This window comes from Streptomyces sp. NPDC014870 (assembly GCF_043081505.1).
Taxonomy (GTDB): domain Bacteria; phylum Actinomycetota; class Actinomycetes; order Streptomycetales; family Streptomycetaceae; genus Streptomyces.
Window position 1 is genome coordinate 38,187 of the sequence record NZ_JBIBWQ010000013.1, and the last position, 19,415, is coordinate 57,601.

Sequence of the window (19,415 nt, forward strand, 5' to 3'; positions counted from 1 at the left end):
CGAGCCCTCGGAAGGACCCCCTCTTGGCCGCCTCGCGCAACGCCTCGACCCATACGAACAACGGCGCCAGCACCGCCCCGCTGCGCATCTCCTTTGCAAAGATCAAGGAGCCCCTCGAGGTTCCGAACCTCCTCGCGCTGCAGACCGAGAGCTTTGACTGGCTGCTCGGCAATGCCGCCTGGAAGGCTCGCGTCGAGGCAGCTCTCGAGTCGGGACAGGACGTCCCCAGGAAGTCGGGTCTGGAGGAGATCTTCGAGGAGATCTCCCCGATCGAGGACTTCTCCGGGTCGATGTCGCTGACCTTCCGCGACCACCGCTTCGAGCCCCCGAAGAACTCGATCGACGAGTGCAAGGACCGTGACTTCACGTACGGCGCCCCGCTCTTCGTCACGGCCGAGTTCACCAACAACGAGACCGGCGAGATCAAGTCCCAGACGGTCTTCATGGGCGACTTCCCGCTCATGACGAACAAGGGCACCTTCGTCATCAACGGCACCGAGCGTGTCGTCGTCTCGCAGCTGGTCCGTTCGCCGGGCGTCTACTTCGACTCCTCCATCGACAAGACGTCCGACAAGGACATCTTCTCCGCCAAGATCATCCCGTCCCGGGGTGCCTGGCTGGAGATGGAGATCGACAAGCGCGACATGGTCGGTGTCCGTATCGACCGCAAGCGCAAGCAGTCCGTCACCGTCCTCCTGAAGGCGCTCGGCTGGACCACCGAGCAGATCCTGCAGGAGTTCGGCGAGTACGAGTCCATGCGCGCCACCCTGGAGAAGGACCACACCCAGGGCCAGGACGACGCGCTGCTCGACATCTACCGCAAGCTCCGTCCGGGCGAGCCGCCGACCCGTGAGGCCGCTCAGACGCTGCTCGAGAACCTCTACTTCAACCCGAAGCGCTACGACCTCGCGAAGGTCGGCCGCTACAAGGTGAACAAGAAGCTCGGCGCGGACGAGCCGCTGGACGCCGGTGTCCTGACCACCGACGACGTCATCGCCACGATCAAGTACCTGGTGAAGCTCCACGCGGGCGAGACCGAGACGATCGGCGAGTCCGGCCGGGAGATCGTCGTCGAGACCGACGACATCGACCACTTCGGCAACCGTCGTCTGCGCAACGTCGGCGAGCTCATCCAGAACCAGGTCCGTACGGGTCTGGCTCGTATGGAGCGCGTCGTGCGCGAGCGCATGACCACCCAGGACGTCGAGGCGATCACGCCGCAGACCCTGATCAACATCCGGCCGGTCGTCGCCTCCATCAAGGAGTTCTTCGGCACCAGCCAGCTGTCGCAGTTCATGGACCAGAACAACCCGCTGTCGGGTCTGACGCACAAGCGTCGTCTCTCGGCGCTGGGTCCCGGTGGTCTGTCCCGTGAGCGGGCCGGCTTCGAGGTCCGAGACGTGCACCCGTCCCACTACGGACGCATGTGCCCGATCGAGACCCCCGAAGGCCCGAACATCGGTCTGATCGGTTCGCTCGCCTCGTACGGCCGCGTCAACGCGTTCGGCTTCATCGAGACGCCGTACCGCAAGGTCGTCGACGGCCAGGTCACCGACGAGGTCGACTACATCACCGCCGACGAGGAGGACCGCTTCGTCATCGCCCAGGCGAACGCGACCCTGAACGACGAGCTCCGCTTCACCGAGCCTCGCGTCCTGGTCCGCCGCCGTGGTGGCGAGGTCGACTACGTCCCGCCGACCGAGGTCGACTACATGGACGTCTCGCCGCGCCAGATGGTGTCGGTCGCGACGGCCATGATCCCCTTCCTCGAGCACGACGACGCCAACCGTGCCCTCATGGGCGCGAACATGATGCGTCAGGCGGTGCCGCTGATTAAGTCCGAGGCCCCGCTCGTCGGCACCGGCATGGAGTACCGCTGCGCCACCGACGCCGGTGACGTGCCGAAGGCCGACAAGGACGGTGTCGTCCAGGAGGTCTCGGCCGACTACATCACCGTCGCCAACGACGACGGCACGTACACCACGTACCGGATGGCCAAGTTCTCCCGCTCGAACCAGGGCACCTCGGTCAACCAGAAGGTCGTCGTCTCCGAGGGCGACCGGGTCATCGAGGGCCAGGTCCTCGCCGACGGTCCGGCCACCGAGAACGGTGAGATGGCGCTCGGCAAGAACCTGCTCGTGGCGTTCATGCCGTGGGAGGGTCACAACTACGAGGACGCGATCATCCTGTCGCAGCGCCTCGTGCAGGACGACGTCCTCTCCTCGATCCACATCGAGGAGCACGAGGTCGACGCCCGTGACACCAAGCTCGGCCCGGAGGAGATCACCCGGGACATCCCGAACGTCTCCGAGGAGGTCCTCGCCGACCTCGACGAGCGCGGCATCATCCGGATCGGTGCCGAGGTCGTCGCCGGCGACATCCTCGTCGGCAAGGTCACGCCCAAGGGTGAGACCGAGCTGACCCCGGAGGAGCGTCTGCTCCGCGCGATCTTCGGTGAGAAGGCCCGTGAGGTCCGTGACACCTCGCTGAAGGTGCCGCACGGCGAGACCGGCAAGGTCATCGGCGTCCGCGTCTTCGACCGCGAGGAGGGCGACGAGCTTCCCCCGGGCGTGAACCAGCTGGTCCGCGTCTACGTCGCCCAGAAGCGCAAGATCACCGACGGTGACAAGCTCGCCGGCCGTCACGGCAACAAGGGTGTCATCTCCAAGATCCTTCCGATCGAGGACATGCCCTTCCTCGAGGACGGCACCCCGGTCGACATCATCCTGAACCCGCTGGGTGTCCCGTCCCGAATGAACCCGGGACAGGTCCTGGAGATCCACCTCGGCTGGCTCGCCAGCCGCGGCTGGGACGTCTCCGGTCTCGCGGACGACTGGGCGAAGCGCCTGCAGGCCATCGGCGCCGACCAGGTCGCCCCGGGCACCAACGTCGCCACCCCCGTCTTCGACGGTGCGCGTGAGGACGAGCTCGCGGGTCTGCTCCAGCACACGATCCCGAACCGCGACGGCGAGCGCATGGTGCTCCCCTCCGGCAAGGCGCGTCTGTTCGACGGCCGCTCCGGCGAGCCGTTCCCGGACCCGATCTCGGTCGGGTACATGTACATCCTGAAGCTCCACCACCTGGTCGACGACAAGCTGCACGCCCGGTCGACCGGTCCGTACTCGATGATCACCCAGCAGCCGCTGGGTGGTAAGGCCCAGTTCGGTGGCCAGCGCTTCGGTGAGATGGAGGTGTGGGCGCTGGAGGCATACGGCGCCGCGTACGCCCTCCAGGAGCTGCTGACGATCAAGTCCGACGACGTGACCGGCCGCGTGAAGGTCTACGAGGCCATCGTCAAGGGCGAGAACATCCCTGAGCCCGGCATCCCCGAGTCCTTCAAGGTGCTCATCAAGGAGATGCAGTCCCTGTGCCTCAACGTGGAGGTGCTGTCCTCGGACGGCATGTCCATCGAGATGCGCGACACCGACGAGGACGTCTTCCGCGCAGCGGAGGAGCTCGGTATCGACCTGTCCCGGCGCGAGCCGAGCAGCGTCGAAGAGGTCTGACGGGAGTCCGGACGGGGACTCGGTGAACCCACTGAGTCCCCGGCCGGCCCCAGGACCCCCGTTTCAGACCCCAAGACTTACAACCCTGAGAGGGATTGACGCATAGTGCTCGACGTCAACTTCTTCGATGAGCTCCGGATCGGTCTGGCCACCGCTGACGACATCCGTCAGTGGAGCCACGGCGAGGTCAAGAAGCCCGAGACCATCAACTACCGCACGCTCAAGCCCGAAAAGGACGGACTCTTCTGCGAGAAGATCTTCGGTCCGACCCGGGACTGGGAGTGCTACTGCGGCAAGTACAAGCGTGTCCGCTTCAAGGGCATCATCTGTGAGCGGTGTGGCGTCGAGGTCACCCGCGCCAAGGTGCGCCGTGAGCGGATGGGCCACATCGAGCTCGCCGCTCCCGTCACCCACATCTGGTACTTCAAGGGCGTTCCTTCGCGCCTCGGATACCTGCTGGACCTCGCGCCGAAGGACCTTGAGAAGGTCATCTACTTCGCCGCGTACATGATCACGTTCGTCGACGACGAGCGTCGTACGCGTGACCTGCCCTCGCTGGAGGCGCACGTCTCCGTCGAGCGTCAGCAGATCGAGAACCGCCGCGACGCCGACCTCGAGGCCCGCGCCAAGAAGCTCGAGACCGACCTGGCCGAGCTGGAGGCCGAGGGCGCCAAGGCCGACGTGCGCCGCAAGGTGCGCGAGGGCGCCGAGCGTGAGATGAAGCAGCTGCGCGACCGTGCGCAGCGCGAGATCGACCGTCTCGACGAGGTCTGGAACCGCTTCAAGAACCTCAAGGTCCAGGACCTGGAGGGCGACGAGCTCCTCTACCGCGAGCTGCGTGACCGCTTCGGCACGTACTTCGACGGTTCGATGGGTGCCGCGGCGCTGCAGAAGCGCCTGGAGTCCTTCGACCTGGACGAGGAGGCCGAGCGCCTCCGCGAGATCATCCGTACCGGCAAGGGCCAGAAGAAGACCCGTGCGCTCAAGCGCCTCAAGGTCGTCTCCGCGTTCCTGCAGACCGCGAACAGCCCCAAGGGCATGGTTCTCGACTGCGTGCCGGTGATCCCGCCGGACCTGCGTCCGATGGTGCAGCTGGACGGTGGCCGCTTCGCGACCTCCGACCTGAACGACCTGTACCGCCGTGTGATCAACCGCAACAACCGTCTGAAGCGTCTGCTCGACCTCGGTGCCCCCGAGATCATCGTGAACAACGAGAAGCGGATGCTCCAGGAGGCGGTCGACGCCCTCTTCGACAACGGCCGTCGTGGTCGCCCGGTCACGGGCCCCGGCAACCGTCCGCTGAAGTCCCTCAGCGACATGCTGAAGGGCAAGCAGGGTCGATTCCGTCAGAACCTGCTCGGTAAGCGTGTGGACTACTCCGCGCGTTCCGTCATCGTCGTCGGCCCGCAGCTCAAGCTGCACCAGTGCGGTCTGCCGAAGGCCATGGCGCTCGAGCTCTTCAAGCCGTTCGTGATGAAGCGCCTGGTCGACCTGAACCACGCGCAGAACATCAAGTCCGCCAAGCGGATGGTCGAGCGCGGCCGCACGGTCGTGTACGACGTCCTCGAAGAGGTCATCGCCGAGCACCCGGTTCTGCTGAACCGTGCGCCCACGCTGCACCGCCTCGGCATCCAGGCCTTCGAGCCGCAGCTGGTCGAGGGCAAGGCCATCCAGATCCACCCGCTCGTCTGCACCGCGTTCAACGCGGACTTCGACGGTGACCAGATGGCCGTCCACCTGCCGCTCTCCGCGGAGGCGCAGGCCGAGGCCCGCATCCTGATGCTGTCCTCGAACAACATCCTCAAGCCGGCCGACGGCCGTCCGGTCACGATGCCGACCCAGGACATGGTCCTCGGTCTGTTCTTCCTGACCACCGACGGTGAGCTCCGTGACACCAAGGGCGAGGGCCGCGCGTTCGGCTCCACGGCCGAGGCCATCATGGCGTTCGACGCCGGCGAGCTGGCGCTGCAGTCGCAGATCGACATCCGCTTCCCGATCGGCACCGTTCCGCCGCGCGGCTGGGTTCCCCCGGTCGCGGAGGAGGGCGAGCCGGAGTGGCAGCAGGGTGACTCGTTCCGTCTGCGTACGTCGCTGGGCCGCGCGCTCTTCAACGAGCTGCTGCCCGAGGACTACCCCTTCGTCGACTACTCGGTCGGCAAGAAGCAGCTCTCCGAGATCGTCAACGACCTCGCCGAGCGGTACCCCAAGGTCATCGTGGCGGCGACGCTCGACAACCTGAAGGCTTCGGGCTTCTACTGGGCGACCCGTTCCGGCGTCACCGTGGCCATCTCCGACGTCGTCGTTCCCGAGGCGAAGAAGGAGATCGTCAAGGGCTACGAGGCGCAGGACGAGAAGGTCCAGAAGCAGTACGAGCGCGGTCTCATCACCAAGGAAGAGCGCACTCAGGAGCTCATCGCGATCTGGACCAAGGCGACCAACGAGGTTGCCGAGGCCATGAACGAGAACTTCCCCAAGACGAACCCCATCTTCATGATGGTTGACTCGGGTGCCCGAGGAAACATGATGCAGATGCGTCAGATCGCCGGTATGCGTGGTCTGGTGTCGAACGCCAAGAACGAGACGATCCCGCGTCCCATCAAGGCGTCCTTCCGTGAGGGTCTCTCCGTCCTCGAGTACTTCATCTCGACGCACGGTGCCCGTAAGGGTCTGGCCGACACCGCCCTGCGTACCGCCGACTCGGGTTACCTGACCCGTCGTCTGGTGGACGTCTCGCAGGACGTGATCATCCGCGAGGAGGACTGCGGCACCGAGCGCGGTCTGAAGCTGCGGATCGCCGAGCGGGGCGCCGACGGTGTCCTGCGGAAGACGGACGACGTCGAGACCTCCGTGTACGCGCGGATGCTCGCCGAGGACGTCGTCGTGGACGGCAAGGTCATCGCGCCGGCCAACGTCGACCTGGGTGACGTGCTCATCGACGCCCTCGTGGGCGCCGGCGTGGAGGAGGTCAAGACCCGCTCGGTCCTGACCTGTGAGTCCGCCGTCGGTACCTGTGCCTTCTGCTACGGCCGTTCGCTGGCCACCGGCAAGCTGGTCGACATCGGTGAGGCCGTCGGCATCATCGCGGCCCAGTCCATCGGTGAGCCCGGTACCCAGCTGACGATGCGTACCTTCCACACCGGTGGTGTGGCCGGTGACGACATCACCCAGGGTCTGCCCCGTGTTGTCGAGCTCTTCGAGGCCCGTCAGCCCAAGGGTGTCGCCCCGATCTCGGAGGCGGCCGGCCGCGTCCGTATCGAGGAGACCGAGAAGACCAAGAAGATCGTCGTCACCCCGGACGACGGCAGCGACGAGACGGCGTTCCCGATCTCGAAGCGTGCCCGTCTGCTGGTGGGCGAGGGCGACCACGTCGAGGTGGGCCAGAAGCTCACCGTGGGTGCCACCAACCCGCACGACGTGCTGCGGATCCTCGGTCAGCGCGCGGTCCAGGTCCACCTGGTCGGCGAGGTCCAGAAGGTCTACAACTCGCAGGGTGTGTCGATCCACGACAAGCACATCGAGATCATCATCCGGCAGATGCTGCGCCGCGTGACGATCATCGAGTCCGGCGACGCGGAGCTGCTGCCGGGCGAGCTCGTGGAGCGCTCGAAGTTCGAGACCGAGAACCGTCGGGTCGTGACGGAGGGTGGCCACCCGGCCTCCGGCCGTCCGCAGCTGATGGGTATCACCAAGGCCTCGCTGGCGACGGAGTCCTGGCTGTCGGCCGCCTCCTTCCAGGAGACGACCCGAGTCCTGACGGATGCGGCGATCAACGCCAAGTCCGACAGCCTCATCGGCCTCAAGGAGAACGTCATCATCGGTAAGCTCATCCCGGCCGGTACGGGTCTGTCCCGCTACCGCAACATCCGGGTCGAGCCGACCGAGGAGGCCAAGGCCGCGATGTACTCGGCCGTCGGCTACGACGACATCGACTACTCGCCGTTCGGCACCGGCTCCGGCCAGGCCGTTCCGCTGGAGGACTACGACTACGGTCCGTACAACCAGTAAGCGAGTCGCTTGATCGACCGAAGGGCGGTCACCCCGTTGCGTACGGGGTGGCCGCCCTTCGGGCATTTCACCGGGCCGCGATCTCCCACAGGGCGAAGCCCAGGCCGGCCGTGGCGGTGAGGGCGGCGATCGAGGCCAGCGGCCAGCGGGCGCGTTCCAGTTCGTCGAGGCGGGCCTCGTGGTCGGCGAGCTGCTTGTCGGTCTGGTCGCTGCGCTGGACGAGGAGCGCGAGCGAGCCGTCGACGCGGGCGAAGCCGGCCTCCAGCGTGCCGCGGAGGCGCTCCAGTTCCAGCGCCACCGCCACCGGGTCGTTCGGGTCAGCCTCGGTCATCCGCCGCCCCCTGGGTGGTGCGCAGCCAGGAGGGCAGCAGGTTCTGGACGGCCGGTACCGCCATCACCCGGGTCAGGGCGGCGGCGACGGCGAGCGCTCCGGCGACCCAGGGGAGGGTCGCGGGGAGGCCTGAGGCGTCGACGATCGCGGGGAGGACGACGGCGATGCCGACCGCGCTCTGCAGGACGGTGCGGACGGTCCGCTTCGTGTTCTCGGACAGGGCCATGGGGGCTCCTCGGGTTCAGGTGGTGTGGGGGACCTTGAGCGCGTTCCAGGAGGTGGCGCCCGGCCAGCCGTCGGCGTCGGTGCCGCGGAAGCCGAGCTTGCGCTGCCAGGCGGCGTACGACTGGCGGTCGGACTCGGACCAGCGGGGGCTCGGGCCGACCTGGTAGCGGCCGCACCCTTCGGCCATCAGCCGGCGGCCCATCGCCGTGATGATCGGGGAGCTCGGGGTGGTCTTGAAGAACGCGGTGCCGGGGAACGGCTGGTAGCGCGGCGGGGCGGGCTTCTGCGGGGTGGTCGGGGGCTGCTTCGACGGGGCGGCGCCGAGCCGCTTCTGGACGCGCTCGCGCATGCCCGGCATCGCGAAGCCGCGCGGGTCGCTCTTCCAGTCCGACCACTCCAGGTGGCCGATGACGGACTTGGCGCCCCAGCCGTGGGCGCGGCAGAGAGCGGCGGAGGTCCGTTCGATGGCGTCGAGCTGGGCGGCCGGCCAGGGGTCGGCGCCGTTGCCGAGGTTGATGCACTCGAAGCCGTAGAAGCGGGAGTTGCCGTCGACGGCCCCGGCGCTGCCCTGGTGCATGCGCGGGGCGGGCGGCCGGGCCCCGTACGCCTCGGTGATCACGGCCTGGAGGACCGAGGGATCGCCGCCGCCGGCGTGGTTGGCACGGCCGTTGGCGACCAGATGGACCGTGCCGTCCTTGGCGATCACGCCGTGGCAGAGCGGGCCCGGGAGCCCGGAGTAGCCGTTGTAGCAGAGCTCGACGGAGGAGGCGGTGCCGCTGGAGACGGTGTGGTGGATCATCACGCCGACGACGGGGCCCCAGGCGCCGGTGTGGTTGCGGTGATGGGTGCGCCAGCCGTCGTGCTCGACGACCTTGACGCCTTCGGCACGGAGCGCGGCGACGAGCCGGTCCGCGGTGAGGGGAGTGGCCATGGGTGACCTCCGGGTTCGGGGGCATGGCGGGGGGCGGGCATGGGGGCATGCGGGCATGAAAAAAGCCCGCTCGGGGGGCGGGCGTACGGTGTGCGGAGGGTGATTACGGAGTGGGCTCCGGCTCGGGCTCCGGTGCCGGTTCGGCCGGCGGGGCCCAGGTCGCGCAGAGCGTGGCGTAGGCGGCGCGGCGGTGCTCGAAGTCGGCGAGGGCGGCCGCGACGGCCTGCTGGACGGCGGTGGGGTCGGGGACGACCGGATCCGCGTCCAGCGGGTTGACGACGACTGTGGCGTAGCCGCGCAGGGCGGTGCCCGCCTCTCCGACGGCGGTGATCTGGGCGGTGACGTAGACCGCCGGGTACGTGCCGGTCAGCTGGTCGGGTTCGAGCGGGCCACCGAGGGTGTTGTCGTACAGGCGCACGCTGATGGTGTGGCCGCTCTCGGTGACGGTGCCGCGGCCGGCGTAGTCGATGGCCAGGCCCCAGGGCTGGTCGGGGTCGGGGATCACGGGTGGCTCCTTTCGAGGGGGTCGGGCGGGTCAGGTCTGGCGGCCGTGCAGGAGGACCGGCTGGGCGTAGACGTTGCCGGAGCCGCTCGTGACGATGCCGTGGATCTCGAACGTGCTGGTTGCCCCGAAGCCGCCCTGCATGTCGGCGATGACCGGGCCGGTGTGGTCGAAGGTGCTGCCGGCGGCGACGGTCGGGCCGAACTGGGCGCCGTCGACCATCACCCGGATCTGGCCGACGGCGGTGCCGGAGATCCGGGTGTACATCCGCAGCCGTATCTTGGGCTGCCAGATCGGGTTCTGGGACTGGGCGATGGTGGTCCAGACGGTGGCGTTGGTGGCCGGCCAGTGCGCGCTGGCCATGCTCTGCGGCGGGAGCATCGACAGCCACGGCCGGGCGAGACCGCCGGTGAGGATGTCGTCCGAGAGAACCTCGTGGCCGAAGGAGTCGTTGACCCGCAGCACCGGCTTGGTCGCGCCCGGGCCGCTGCCGCTGATCTGGACGAGGGTGGTGGCCGTGCTCGGGTCCTGCGGGTCCGTCTGCCGCTTCACCGTGAGTGAGCCGTTGACGACGTCGTTGAGGGCGGGGCGCGTGTTCACGGCGGTGGACAGGGCCTGGATCCGGCGCTCCATCTGGATCAGCCGGTCGATGATGTCCTCGGGTAGCTGGGTCATCATGCCTCCTCGATGTAGAGCTCGGCGGTGTCGGGGCGGCCGCGCTCCGGGGGGCTGACCTTGACCCCGATGACGCGGTAGCGACGGTCGAGGCCGCCGGGGTGCCACTCGTCGGTGATCCGGATCCGGGCGGTCCGGCCGAGGAGCGCCGGCGGAACGATCCCGCCGAGCCTGATGCTGATCTGGGGGATGAGCACGGATCCGGCGGCCTGGGCCAGGTTGGCGGCGGCCAGGGAGTTCAGCGTCGGGACGTCGCTGACCTCGTTGTGGTCCGAGGACAGGTCGACCCGCGGCCAACCGGCGTTCAGGAGGGTCGTGTCGACCTTCTCCGCCGACATGGTCGGCCGGGACTCGGCGGCGGCGTTGGTGTTCGCCGACGCGCCCCGGGCGAGGGCGGTGGTGCCGCCGCGGGTCGCGTCGTCCGGGAAGGAGTACGACAGTATGGCGCCGGGCCGGTCGAAGATCATGTCGGTCGCGCCGGTGCGGATCTTCGGGTGGCCGAGCCGGAGCTGGCGGATGCGCTCGCCGGTGACCGGGTCGCGGTAGACGAGGATCTGCTGCTCGAAACCGTTCTCCTGGGCGGCGAGCTGGTCGAGCGCCTCCTGGTAGACGGTCTCGTCGCCGAGCCGCCAGGCCGCCGTCCGCTTGACCGGGGAGGTCTCCGTGCCGACGGCGATACCGCTCTGGCCAAGACCGGCCTGGACCTCCGTCCACAGCCGGCGGGCGATGACCAGCTGGTCGGTCGGCGTGGTGTAGGTGATGTCGGTGCGGATGCGTCGGCGGGTGGCGTACGAGTCGAAGGTGGCCGCCTGGATGCCCAGGGTCAGCACACCGCGCCCGCTGGACTGCAGCGTGGTGGTCCAGACGATGCCGCCCCACCACAGGTCCCCGCCGCGTTCCAGATAGACGGTGGTGCGGCCGGCCAGAACCTTGCGGACCCGGTCGGCCATCTCCTTGTTGGGTACGGGGACGGTGCCGGACAGAGAGCCGGCCCGGCCGATGTAGTCCTCGAACTGGACGTCCCGCAGCGGCAGGATGTCGATGGTCTGGTCGGTGGACAGGTCGCAGAAGATCGCCCGGTAGGGCGTGTCGAGTGCCATCGCGAACCCCCTTTACAGGACGTAGGTGGCGGAGACGTACACGGTCCGGCCGGTGGGGATGACCGCGGTGGGCGTCCAGGAGCGGAGCGTGACCTGGGCGGTGGTGGCGTAGATCGTGCCGACACCGCACCCCTGGGTGTCCGTGGCCGTCGTGTCGAAGGTCATGGCGGGGGACCAGCCGGCCGGCAGGGTGCACAGTGGCTGCTCGGGGATGCTGCCGTTGGCGGGTGCGGTGATGTTCGCGCCGGTACGGGTGAGCGACACCCGCACCATGACGACACCGGCGCGGGTGCGGCGGCCGGAGAACGAGCCGAGACTCCAGCCGGTCAGCGCCGTCGCACCGGTGAAGACGGGCTCGATGTCGTACGGCGCGTGGTAGTTGACCCATGCCGTGCCGCTCCACCGCTGCAGCACGCCGTTGTTCTCACGGAACTGACCGGGGTAACTGCCCGTCGACAGCGTCCCGTTGGTGGCGATACCGCCGATCTCCTTCGGGTAGGCGACCCAGGATGTGCCGTCCCAGCGCTGGAGGTAGTGGGAGTTGTCGTTGTCCTGGTACTGGCCCGGGTACGCGCCGGCCGTGCCGGCGTTGTTGTACACGGGCAGGATGCCGCCGGCGCTCACGACCGTGGTGCGCAGGTCGGTGACGACGCCGCTGTCGCCCCAGCCGACGCCGCCGGTGCCGGCCGAGGCTCCCGCCTTGACCCGGATGGAGAACAGCGTGAGCGAGAGCGGGGGCGGGGTGGGAGCCACCGGTGTGGCGGCGGCCTCACCCCGGACGATCTCGACGGTCGCCTCGTACTTGCCGCCCGCGTCGGCGTCGTGGTCCTGGACGCGGAGGACGACGAGGTCGATGCGGGGGTTGAGGGGGTCGCCGTCGCCGAAGGTGAGGGTGATGTCCTCGTCCAGGGCGACGGGATAGGCGCCGTCGGTGGTGGCGCCCTGGACGACGGCCCTACCGTGGTAGACGGTGGCCGTCATCGGGCCGTTGCCGCTCAGCCACAGACCGCCGACCCGGAACTTGCCGTCGTACGTGCCGGGCAGGACGCCGGAGCGGGAGGCGAGCGGGTTGGCGGGTGTCGTGGCGCCCAGCGAGGTGATACGGGTGTTCTGGCGGGTCTGCCCAGTGGGCAGGAGCCAGCCGGAGCGTACGGGCATGGGGTACTCCTGTCGGACGGTCTGCGTGCCGGGTCAGTTCTGGGGGGTGACCATGATGAAGATGTTGTCGAAATTGCCCTTGACCGCTGTCGTGTTGGCGCCGACCTTGAACATGGCGGTCATCGTGTAGGTCAGCCCGGGCGTCATGCCGTAGAAGCGCGTCACGGACGCCATCGACGAGGCGGTGGCGCTGGTGTGGACGACGGCGATCTCGTCGTTCTCCGTGTACCAGGCCGTGGTTCCCTGCGTGATCCGGAGAGCCATCCAGGCCGGCGTGGTCGCCGCCGAGTTGATGCGAGCGCCGTAGTTGACCACGACGGCACCCGACGCCGGCGCGACGAAGCTGACCTGGAGGGGGGTGTCGGTGGTCTCCGAGAGCGTCGGGGTGTACGTGGTCGACGCCGTCCATCCCGCGTCGTTGGTCCCCGTGAAGTACGGCCCCGGGACCGCCGACCTCCACGCCGAACCGTTCCAGCGCTGGAGTACGCCGCCCGCCGAGTCCCGGTACTGGCCCGTGTAGCTGGCGGTGAGGGTGCCCGCGCTGTTCGGGACGATGCCGCCGAGCGAGGACGGGTACGACACCCACGCGCCGCCGTCCCAGCGCTGGAGCGCGCCGCCGGAGTCCTGGAACTGTCCCGGGTAGGCGCCCGGGACGACCGGGCCCTCGACGGGGAGGATGCCGCCGAGGGAGACGACCGGGCTACGCAGGTCCTTCAGCGCGGTGTTCCAGTTGATGCCGCCGTTGCCCGCGCTGGCCCCTGCGGGGACCGTCACCTCGTACAACGGGAGGCTGCGCGGCGGGACGCCCGGGGCCTTCGGGGTGGCCTCGGCCTTGCCCACCAGGACCTCGACCACGGCCTCGTTGCGGCCAGGACCGTCGTACAGCGGGTCGTAGACCTTGAGGACGACGAGGTCGACGCGGTTGTACTGGGCGTCGCCCGGCCCGAAGGTGACCGTCTCCGCGGCCGGGAGGGCCACCGGGTAGACACCCTGGGAGATGTCGCCCTGGATGACGGCCCGGCCCTCGGAGACGGTCGCCGACATGGCGGAGGCGCCGGTCATCCAGAAGCCGGAGAGCCGGTGCTGGCCGTTGTAGGAGCCCGGCAGGATGCCGGAGCGGACCTGGACGGGATTGGTCGGGGTGGTCGCCCCGACCTGGTTGAGGCGGGTGTCCTCGCGGGTCTGGCCGGTCTCGTTGACCCAGCTGCTGCGCAGGTTCATGGGGTTCTCCAATCAGGAAGGTGTGGGGTGGGCGGCGGAGGTCAGGACTTGACCCACTCGGCGGTCAGCGTGCAGGCGTAGCCGGAGCCGCCGAGCGTCTTCACCGCCGCGGTGTGGCTCTGGTACGCGGCCAGTTGCAGCGTGTTCCCGGCGTTGAGCTTGAGCAGGGCGCTGCCGCCCACCGCGATCGCGCCGTTGCCCGCCGGGGTGAGCCAGGTCGCGCGCTGCACCCCGGAGCCGTTGACCACGAGACGGGCGCCGCGCATGCCGGTCTGGGCGTCGTTGGCGAACACGGCGTGCCCGGAGACGCGCCACCAGCCGGTGCGCGGCACCGTGTAGGTGTGGGTCCCGTTCCAGCCGGTGGCCTCGTCGACGTCGACCGTCGGCAGGTTGAGCGCCGTCCAGGTGTTCGGCGTGATGCTCTGCACGTGGGCCGACAGCGTCTGCGAGGCGCAGAACAGGATGCTCGCCCGGCCCTGCGCGTACTGCCAGGCCTGGCCGTCCCAGCGCTGCAGGACTCCGGAGTCGTCGCGGTACTGACCCGCGTACGTGCCGGTCGTCGCCGTGCCGCTCGGAGCGATGCCGCCGAGCGCCCGGGGGTAGGAGACCCAGGTCGTGCCGTCCCAGCGCTGGAGGGTGGAACCGGCGTCGCGGTACTGGCCGATGTAGGCGCCCTTGAAGCCGCTGGTGGGCGTGATGCCGCCGAGCGCGACCACCGGCCAGTGCTGGGTGGTGACCCCGCCGGTGGTCCAGGCGACGCCGCCGGTACCGGCCGAGGTCCCGGCCCGGACGGTGACCGTGTAGAGCGGGAGGGTGGAGCCGACGCCGGGGGCGGGTGCGACCGGAACGGCCCGCGCCTCGCCCTTGACCAGCCGTACGACCGCTTCCGTGGCGCCGGTCTTGTCGTACGTGTCGTCGACGACGGCCAGCTCGATCAGGTCGATCCGGTCGTACTGCGGATCGCCGTCCTCGAGGGTGAGGGTCTGCGGTGAGACGGCGGCGACCAGGTAGGCGCCCTGGTCGGTGACCTTGCCCTGCACGATCGCGCGGCCCGTGCCGATCACGCACTCCATCGGCGCGGTCCCGGTCAGGACGAAACCACCCGGCAGGATGCCGGGGCGGGAACGCAGCGGGGTCTCCTCGGGGCTCTGGCCACTGGGTGTCAGCAGGGCGGCGAGGGCGAGGCGGGTGTCCTCGCGGGTCTGGCCGGTGGCGGTCAGCCAGGCGGCGGTGACGGTCATGGTGCGCCTCTCTCTTCGGGGATGGTCGGAGGGACGGTGACCGGTCGGCTCACCACTCGGCGCTGCGCCAGCGGACCGTCATCAGGGATTCCTGGCCGGCTCCGTCGGGCCGGAACGCCAGCTCGGTGCGGCCCGGCTCCAGGAGGAAGAGCTCCTCGGGGCTGGAGTCGGCCATCGCGGTGTGCCGGCGGGAGGCGGTGTTGTTGAGCGTGACCGTGCCCTCGGCGGTGTCGACGACCAGCACGTCGCCGGCGGCCAGATCGATGGCGTACCGCAACCGGCGCCGGCTGGTCCGCTCGGTGACGGTCGGCATGGAGCACGGTCCGTGGAAGGCGATCACCGGGTGGGTGGCGGCCGAGCCGGTGTTCTCGGCGACGACGTCGCCGGTGGACGTGGCCTGGCCCCAGTCGAGGGGCCAGGTCAGCGGCCAGGTCAGGCCGGACTCCGGCTGCGGGGCGACGGTGGTGACGGTCTGCTCGTTGACGGCGTAGCGGCGCGGGTCGGTGGCCAGCCACTGGACGGACATCTTCGAGCTGCCCTGGGTGGCGAAGCCCTGGTCGGCGGGGATGACCCGCTGCGCGATCCGGGCGCGTACGGTGAGCAGTTCGCCGTGCAGCCGGACGGTGAGCCAGCGCTCCTCGTCGAGCAGGGCGAGGGCCTGCCGCAGGGCACGGACGGCCGCCGTGGCGGCGCTGTACTCCGGTACGAGCACGACCGTTCCGCCGACCTTGCGCGGCTTGGCGTACCGGGAACCGGGCCAGGCGCCGTGCGAGGTGGGCCGCTCGGCGTCGGACGAGTCGTACTCGGGCAGGTCCTCCCAGCCGGTGAGACCGGAGCGGTCGACGGCGAACGGGGTGCCGGGGCCGATGAGAAGCCCGGCCCACTGGATCTGCCCGTCCTGGGTGATCAGCGAGCCGGGCGCGAGGTCGGCGGTGAATTCGGTTCCGGTGGCGTATGCGGTTGTGGTCTCGGCCATGGGGCCGTCACCTCACTTCTGATGGGGCGTCAGTGGTGGGCGGTCATCGGTGCGCGGTGCGCGGTGCGCGGTGGGCGGGTGCGCGGTGCGCGGGTGCGCGATCGGCGGTGGGCGGTCATCGGTGCGCGGTCGCGAGGAAGAGCAGGTCCTCGGCGGTCGACCGGGGGCCGGCGCCGGGCTTCTCGTGGAAGTCCCGGACGCGGTGCGGCCTCGGGGGTGCTTCGGTGAGGGCCGGGACGCGGCGGTTCTCCAGCTGCGCGAGCGAGTCGATGCGGTAGTCGTCCGGAGAGCCGGGGGAGACGATGCCGCCCTCGGCGAGCATCGGGATCTTGTCGAGTTCGACGCCGAACTTCTTGCCGGTGAGGGGGATCTCGAAGCTGAGCTTGTTCAGTCCGTCGATGATCCAGTTGGCGAAGGCGATGAGGCCGTTGATGGGCCCCTTGACGACGCCGAGCACGCTGCTCATCCCGCCCTCGATCAAGTCGCCGATCCCGCGCAGGGACTTGGTCACCGCGTCCTTCGCGGTGCGGAAGAACCCCGGCACCTTGTCGGTGATCCAGCGGCTGATCGGCTGGATGGCGCTCTTGATGCCGCCGATGGTGCGGGACGCGACGGTGCGCAGGGCGTTGGAGGCGGAGCGGACGGCGGAGCCGATCCTGGAGATCCCGCCGATCGCGGATCCGACGATCTTGAGGGCGGTCCTGAACACGGTGAGGTAGGCCTTGACGTACGTCCCGACGGCCTGGCCGAGGACCTTCATGATCGGCTGGATGAACGTCCAGACGGCCCTGAAGCCCTTGAGTGCCTGCTCGAAGACCTGCTTGATGATCCGTTGGCCCGTCTCCGAGGTGAGGGCCAGTTCGATGAGGTACGCGGCGATGGGCACGATCAGGCCGACGAGGAAACCGAGCGGGTTGGCCCGCATGGCGACGTTGATGCCTGTCATGGCGACGGCGGCGACGGTCATGACGGTGCCGAAGGTGCCCATCAGGCCGGAGACGAGGTCGGCGACGGGCAGCAGCGGCAGGAGGATCCCGAAGACGGCTCCGGCGCCGGTGGCGATCTTGGCGGTGGCGGTGCGGGCTCTGCCCGCCGCGGTGCCGATCCGCCGGACGCCTGTGGGCGCGGCGGACCGGCGGATCCTGGCCACGGTGGTGGCGGTCCCGGCCGCGCCCTGACCGAGGCCGCGGAGGGAGGTGCCGGCGTTGCGGATACCGGCGGCGATGGAGTCGAGCGCGCCGGCCGCCTGTTGGGCGTCCTTCTTGAGCCGCTGGAGCGAGGTGCCCGCCTGGGCGAGCCCCTGTCGCAGCGAGTCCATGACCGGGGCGACACCCCGGAACGGGTTCGGCATCGGCGCCACGGCCATGGCACTCATCCGCGCGCCTTCACCAGGTACATGAGCGCCTGCGCGGTCGAGTGCGGGTCGCTGCCGCGGGCCGCGTGGTAGTGCTCGATGTGCAGCCCGGCGCCGGCGCCGGCGCCGACGGCCTGCGGGCCCTGGGCCATACGGGCGCGGCGGGCGGTCAGGGCGAGCAGCCGGTCCAGCTTGGAGAGCGGCAGGACGGCCTCGGCCTCGCCGGCCTCGGCGAGGATCGCCGGGACACCGCCGGTGCGGGGCATGACGACACCACCCGTGGCGAGCATGGGGATGGTCGGCAGGTTGACGCCGAAGGTCTTGCCGCCGACCATCGGCACCCAGCCGGGAACCGTGACCTTGACCTTGTTCAGGGCGCCGATCATCCGGTTGATCAGCCCGATGACGGAGTTGATCGGGCCCTTGACGCCGTTCTTGATGCCCTCGAACGCCCGGGACGCGATGTCCTTGAGGCCGTTCCAGATGGACGACATCTTGTCCTTGACGGCGCTGAACGCCTTCGGGATCGCGGTCTTGATCCAGTTGACCACCGGGGTGATGACGGCCTTGATGCCGTTCCAGACCGTGCTGATGACGGTCTTGATCGCCTTCATGACCGTGGTGATGACCGTCTTCCAGATCTTCACGTAGGTCTTGATGACGGTGGCGACGGCCTTGACGACCGTGGAGATGGCCTTCTTGATGCCGTTCCAGACCGTCTTGATCAGAGAGCCGGCCTTCTTCATGATCGGCCCGACGGCCTTCATGACGGAGCTGATGACGGTCTTGATGGCGCTGAACGCCTTCTTCATGATCGTCTGCATGGTCTTCGAGCGGGCCGCCATCTCGACGATCGTCTCGATGAGCGGCATGAAGAGTTCGAGCAGGCGGGCGAGGATGTTGCCCTTCATGGACCTGTTGAGCTTGTCCTGGCCCTTGGCGGCCTTACCGGCACCGGACTCGTACTTGCCGAGCTTGCCGCCGGCCGACTGAGCGGTGTTGCCGGCCTTCTTCATGGCGCGCTCGGCCTGGTCCGAGGCGGTCTTCAGGTTCTTGAGCTGGGTGCTGGAGCCCTGTGCCGCGGTCCTGAGATTCTTGATCTGCCCGTTGGCCGACCGGCTCGCGTCCCCGACCTTCTTGACCGAGGAACCGGCCCCGGACGCCTGCGTCTTGAGCGTACGCAGGGAGTCGGACGCCTTCTTCATGGAACTGACGAGAGACATGGGTGTACCTCCTTCCGTCGTGGGGGTGGGTCAGGAGCCGCCGGCGCCGGCGATGGCCGCGGCGGCGTCTGCCGCGTCCTGCTTGAGGGTCTGGAATCGGGTCTGCAGGTTCTGGCCGGCGCGGTCCAGCTTCTCGGCGGCTTCCGTGGCCGAGCGGAGGTCCTGCGGAATCTTGTTGGGCGCGAAGTCCGCCATGTGGCCCTTGAGGGTGCCTGCTTCCCGGGTCACGTCCTTGAGCCTGTCGAGGTCCGTGTTGTCGATCGCCAGGGCGATCTTCTCGACGCCCTTGCCCGTCCTGCCGAGCGACCGGCTCGACGGCATGTCGCCGATGAGCTGGTTGAAGGTCCGGATTTCGGGGTTGACCGCGATCAGGGCGTCCTTGAGGTTTCCCAGCTCGGTGGGGCTGAGGGCTCCTCGGGCCATGGCGATGATCGGAGCGGCCTCGGCCTCGGCGCGAGGGCGGGCCCAGGGAATGCCGCTGTCGGTCATTGCGAGGATCCGGCCCTGAGAAGCTGGGTTGCTACGCCGGCCGATTTTCCTCGTTAGCTTCTCAAATCCCGCGTTGAACAGCTTTCCGAGGTCGAAGACCTTTCCCAGCATCATGACGCCGAGGGCGCCCAGGGCCAGCGGAATGAGGCTGGACAATTCCTTCTGGTCCTTGATGGCGGCAAGCAGGTCCTTGAAGCCCAGCCCTTCGAGGAGGGCCTCCCACCATGCCTTGGTCTCGTCCTTTCCGCCCTTGACCGCTTCGATGATCTCCTTTGCCTTGGCGTCGAGTTCGGCCTTGGTGGCGGCAGCCGGAGGCGGAGTCTTGTTGGCGTTGACGGCCTTGCTGACTTCTTCGAGCTTCGTTTTCACCTCGCCAATTCTGGCGAGCAATTCTGCGTGATCGTCGGCCATGATGCTCCCTCGAATCTTTTCTCGGGGTTGACCCGGTAGGCAGGCCGTTGCTAGCTTTTTTGGATCG

Annotated in this window: 15 protein-coding genes; 2 read left to right on the plus strand and 13 right to left on the minus strand. The window is 68.9% G+C overall.

Annotated features, from left to right (window positions below):
* The first annotated feature begins 23 nt into the window (after positions 1-23).
* Both rpoB and ACF09C_RS32035 read left to right on the plus strand, forming a co-directional pair.
* Positions 24-3,506 (plus strand): DNA-directed RNA polymerase subunit beta, encoded by a 3,483-nt coding sequence (gene rpoB, locus ACF09C_RS32030; protein ID WP_392096602.1) that lies wholly within the window; start codon positions 24-26, stop codon positions 3,504-3,506.
* A 105-nt stretch (positions 3,507-3,611) separates the two neighbouring features.
* A complete protein-coding gene (locus ACF09C_RS32035; protein WP_392096604.1) occupies positions 3,612-7,511 on the plus strand; it encodes a DNA-directed RNA polymerase subunit beta' in 3,900 nt (1,299 codons plus the stop codon).
* A gap of 67 nt (positions 7,512-7,578) precedes the next feature.
* On the opposite strand, the gene ACF09C_RS32040 is transcribed toward ACF09C_RS32035, so the two are convergent.
* From ACF09C_RS32040 to ACF09C_RS32100, 13 genes are all read right to left on the minus strand, one after another.
* Positions 7,579-7,842 carry a hypothetical protein gene (locus ACF09C_RS32040; protein WP_392096606.1) on the minus strand — a complete coding sequence of 88 codons (264 nt, stop codon included), beginning with the start codon at positions 7,840-7,842 and terminating at the stop codon, positions 7,579-7,581.
* The gene (locus ACF09C_RS32045; protein ID WP_392096608.1) at positions 7,829-8,068 is read right to left on the minus strand and encodes a hypothetical protein; all 240 of its coding nucleotides are present in this window, start codon (positions 8,066-8,068) and stop codon (positions 7,829-7,831) included. Before ACF09C_RS32045 ends, ACF09C_RS32040 begins: the two co-directional genes overlap by 14 nt.
* 15 nt (positions 8,069-8,083) lie before the next feature.
* Positions 8,084-8,998, minus strand: coding sequence for a peptidoglycan-binding protein (locus tag ACF09C_RS32050; RefSeq protein ID WP_392096610.1), 915 nt, complete (start codon positions 8,996-8,998; stop codon positions 8,084-8,086).
* A 103-nt stretch (positions 8,999-9,101) separates the two neighbouring features.
* A complete protein-coding gene (locus tag ACF09C_RS32055) occupies positions 9,102-9,503 on the minus strand; it encodes an ATP-binding protein (protein ID WP_392096611.1) in 402 nt (133 codons plus the stop codon).
* A 30-nt stretch (positions 9,504-9,533) separates the two neighbouring features.
* Positions 9,534-10,175 (minus strand): hypothetical protein, encoded by a 642-nt coding sequence (locus tag ACF09C_RS32060; RefSeq protein WP_392096612.1) that lies wholly within the window; start codon positions 10,173-10,175, stop codon positions 9,534-9,536.
* Positions 10,175-11,275, minus strand: a complete 1,101-nt coding sequence (locus ACF09C_RS32065) for a hypothetical protein (protein WP_392096613.1) — start codon at positions 11,273-11,275, stop codon at positions 10,175-10,177. Before ACF09C_RS32065 ends, ACF09C_RS32060 begins: the two co-directional genes overlap by 1 nt.
* Before the next feature lie 12 nt (positions 11,276-11,287).
* Positions 11,288-12,433 carry a hypothetical protein gene (locus ACF09C_RS32070; RefSeq protein ID WP_392096614.1) on the minus strand — a complete coding sequence of 382 codons (1,146 nt, stop codon included), beginning with the start codon at positions 12,431-12,433 and terminating at the stop codon, positions 11,288-11,290.
* Positions 12,434-12,466: 33 nt separating this feature from the next.
* A complete protein-coding gene (locus ACF09C_RS32075; protein ID WP_392096615.1) occupies positions 12,467-13,654 on the minus strand; it encodes a hypothetical protein in 1,188 nt (395 codons plus the stop codon).
* A 41-nt stretch (positions 13,655-13,695) separates the two neighbouring features.
* On the minus strand, positions 13,696-14,895 hold the full coding sequence (locus ACF09C_RS32080) for a hypothetical protein (protein WP_392096617.1): 1,200 nt from the start codon (positions 14,893-14,895) through the stop codon (positions 13,696-13,698).
* Positions 14,896-14,944: 49 nt separating this feature from the next.
* Positions 14,945-15,871 carry a phage distal tail protein gene (locus ACF09C_RS32085; protein WP_362418342.1) on the minus strand — a complete coding sequence of 309 codons (927 nt, stop codon included), beginning with the start codon at positions 15,869-15,871 and terminating at the stop codon, positions 14,945-14,947.
* A gap of 115 nt (positions 15,872-15,986) precedes the next feature.
* A complete protein-coding gene (locus ACF09C_RS32090) occupies positions 15,987-17,246 on the minus strand; it encodes a tape-measure protein (protein ID WP_392096619.1) in 1,260 nt (419 codons plus the stop codon).
* Positions 17,243-18,448 carry a phage tail protein gene (locus ACF09C_RS32095; protein WP_392096621.1) on the minus strand — a complete coding sequence of 402 codons (1,206 nt, stop codon included), beginning with the start codon at positions 18,446-18,448 and terminating at the stop codon, positions 17,243-17,245. Before ACF09C_RS32095 ends, ACF09C_RS32090 begins: the two co-directional genes overlap by 4 nt.
* A gap of 30 nt (positions 18,449-18,478) precedes the next feature.
* Positions 18,479-19,348, minus strand: coding sequence for a hypothetical protein (locus ACF09C_RS32100; protein WP_392096622.1), 870 nt, complete (start codon positions 19,346-19,348; stop codon positions 18,479-18,481).
* Positions 19,349-19,415 lie beyond the last annotated feature (67 nt).

Excerpts from the sequence above, each read along its gene's own strand:
- ACF09C_RS32040 (WP_392096606.1), bottom strand. The coding sequence starts at position 7,842 with ATGACCGAGGCTGACCCGAACGACCCGGTGGCGGTGGCGCTGGAACTG.
- ACF09C_RS32045 (WP_392096608.1), bottom strand. The coding sequence starts at position 8,068 with ATGGCCCTGTCCGAGAACACGAAGCGGACCGTCCGCACCGTCCTGCAG.
- ACF09C_RS32050 (WP_392096610.1), bottom strand. The coding sequence starts at position 8,998 with ATGGCCACTCCCCTCACCGCGGACCGGCTCGTCGCCGCGCTCCGTGCC.
- ACF09C_RS32060 (WP_392096612.1), bottom strand. The coding sequence starts at position 10,175 with ATGACCCAGCTACCCGAGGACATCATCGACCGGCTGATCCAGATGGAG.
- ACF09C_RS32065 (WP_392096613.1), bottom strand. The coding sequence starts at position 11,275 with ATGGCACTCGACACGCCCTACCGGGCGATCTTCTGCGACCTGTCCACC.
- ACF09C_RS32070 (WP_392096614.1), bottom strand. The coding sequence starts at position 12,433 with ATGCCCGTACGCTCCGGCTGGCTCCTGCCCACTGGGCAGACCCGCCAG.
- ACF09C_RS32075 (WP_392096615.1), bottom strand. The coding sequence starts at position 13,654 with ATGAACCTGCGCAGCAGCTGGGTCAACGAGACCGGCCAGACCCGCGAG.
- ACF09C_RS32080 (WP_392096617.1), bottom strand. The coding sequence starts at position 14,895 with ATGACCGTCACCGCCGCCTGGCTGACCGCCACCGGCCAGACCCGCGAG.
- ACF09C_RS32085 (WP_362418342.1), bottom strand. The coding sequence starts at position 15,871 with ATGGCCGAGACCACAACCGCATACGCCACCGGAACCGAATTCACCGCC.
- ACF09C_RS32090 (WP_392096619.1), bottom strand. The coding sequence starts at position 17,246 with ATGAGTGCCATGGCCGTGGCGCCGATGCCGAACCCGTTCCGGGGTGTC.
- ACF09C_RS32095 (WP_392096621.1), bottom strand. The coding sequence starts at position 18,448 with ATGTCTCTCGTCAGTTCCATGAAGAAGGCGTCCGACTCCCTGCGTACG.
- ACF09C_RS32100 (WP_392096622.1), bottom strand. The coding sequence starts at position 19,348 with ATGGCCGACGATCACGCAGAATTGCTCGCCAGAATTGGCGAGGTGAAA.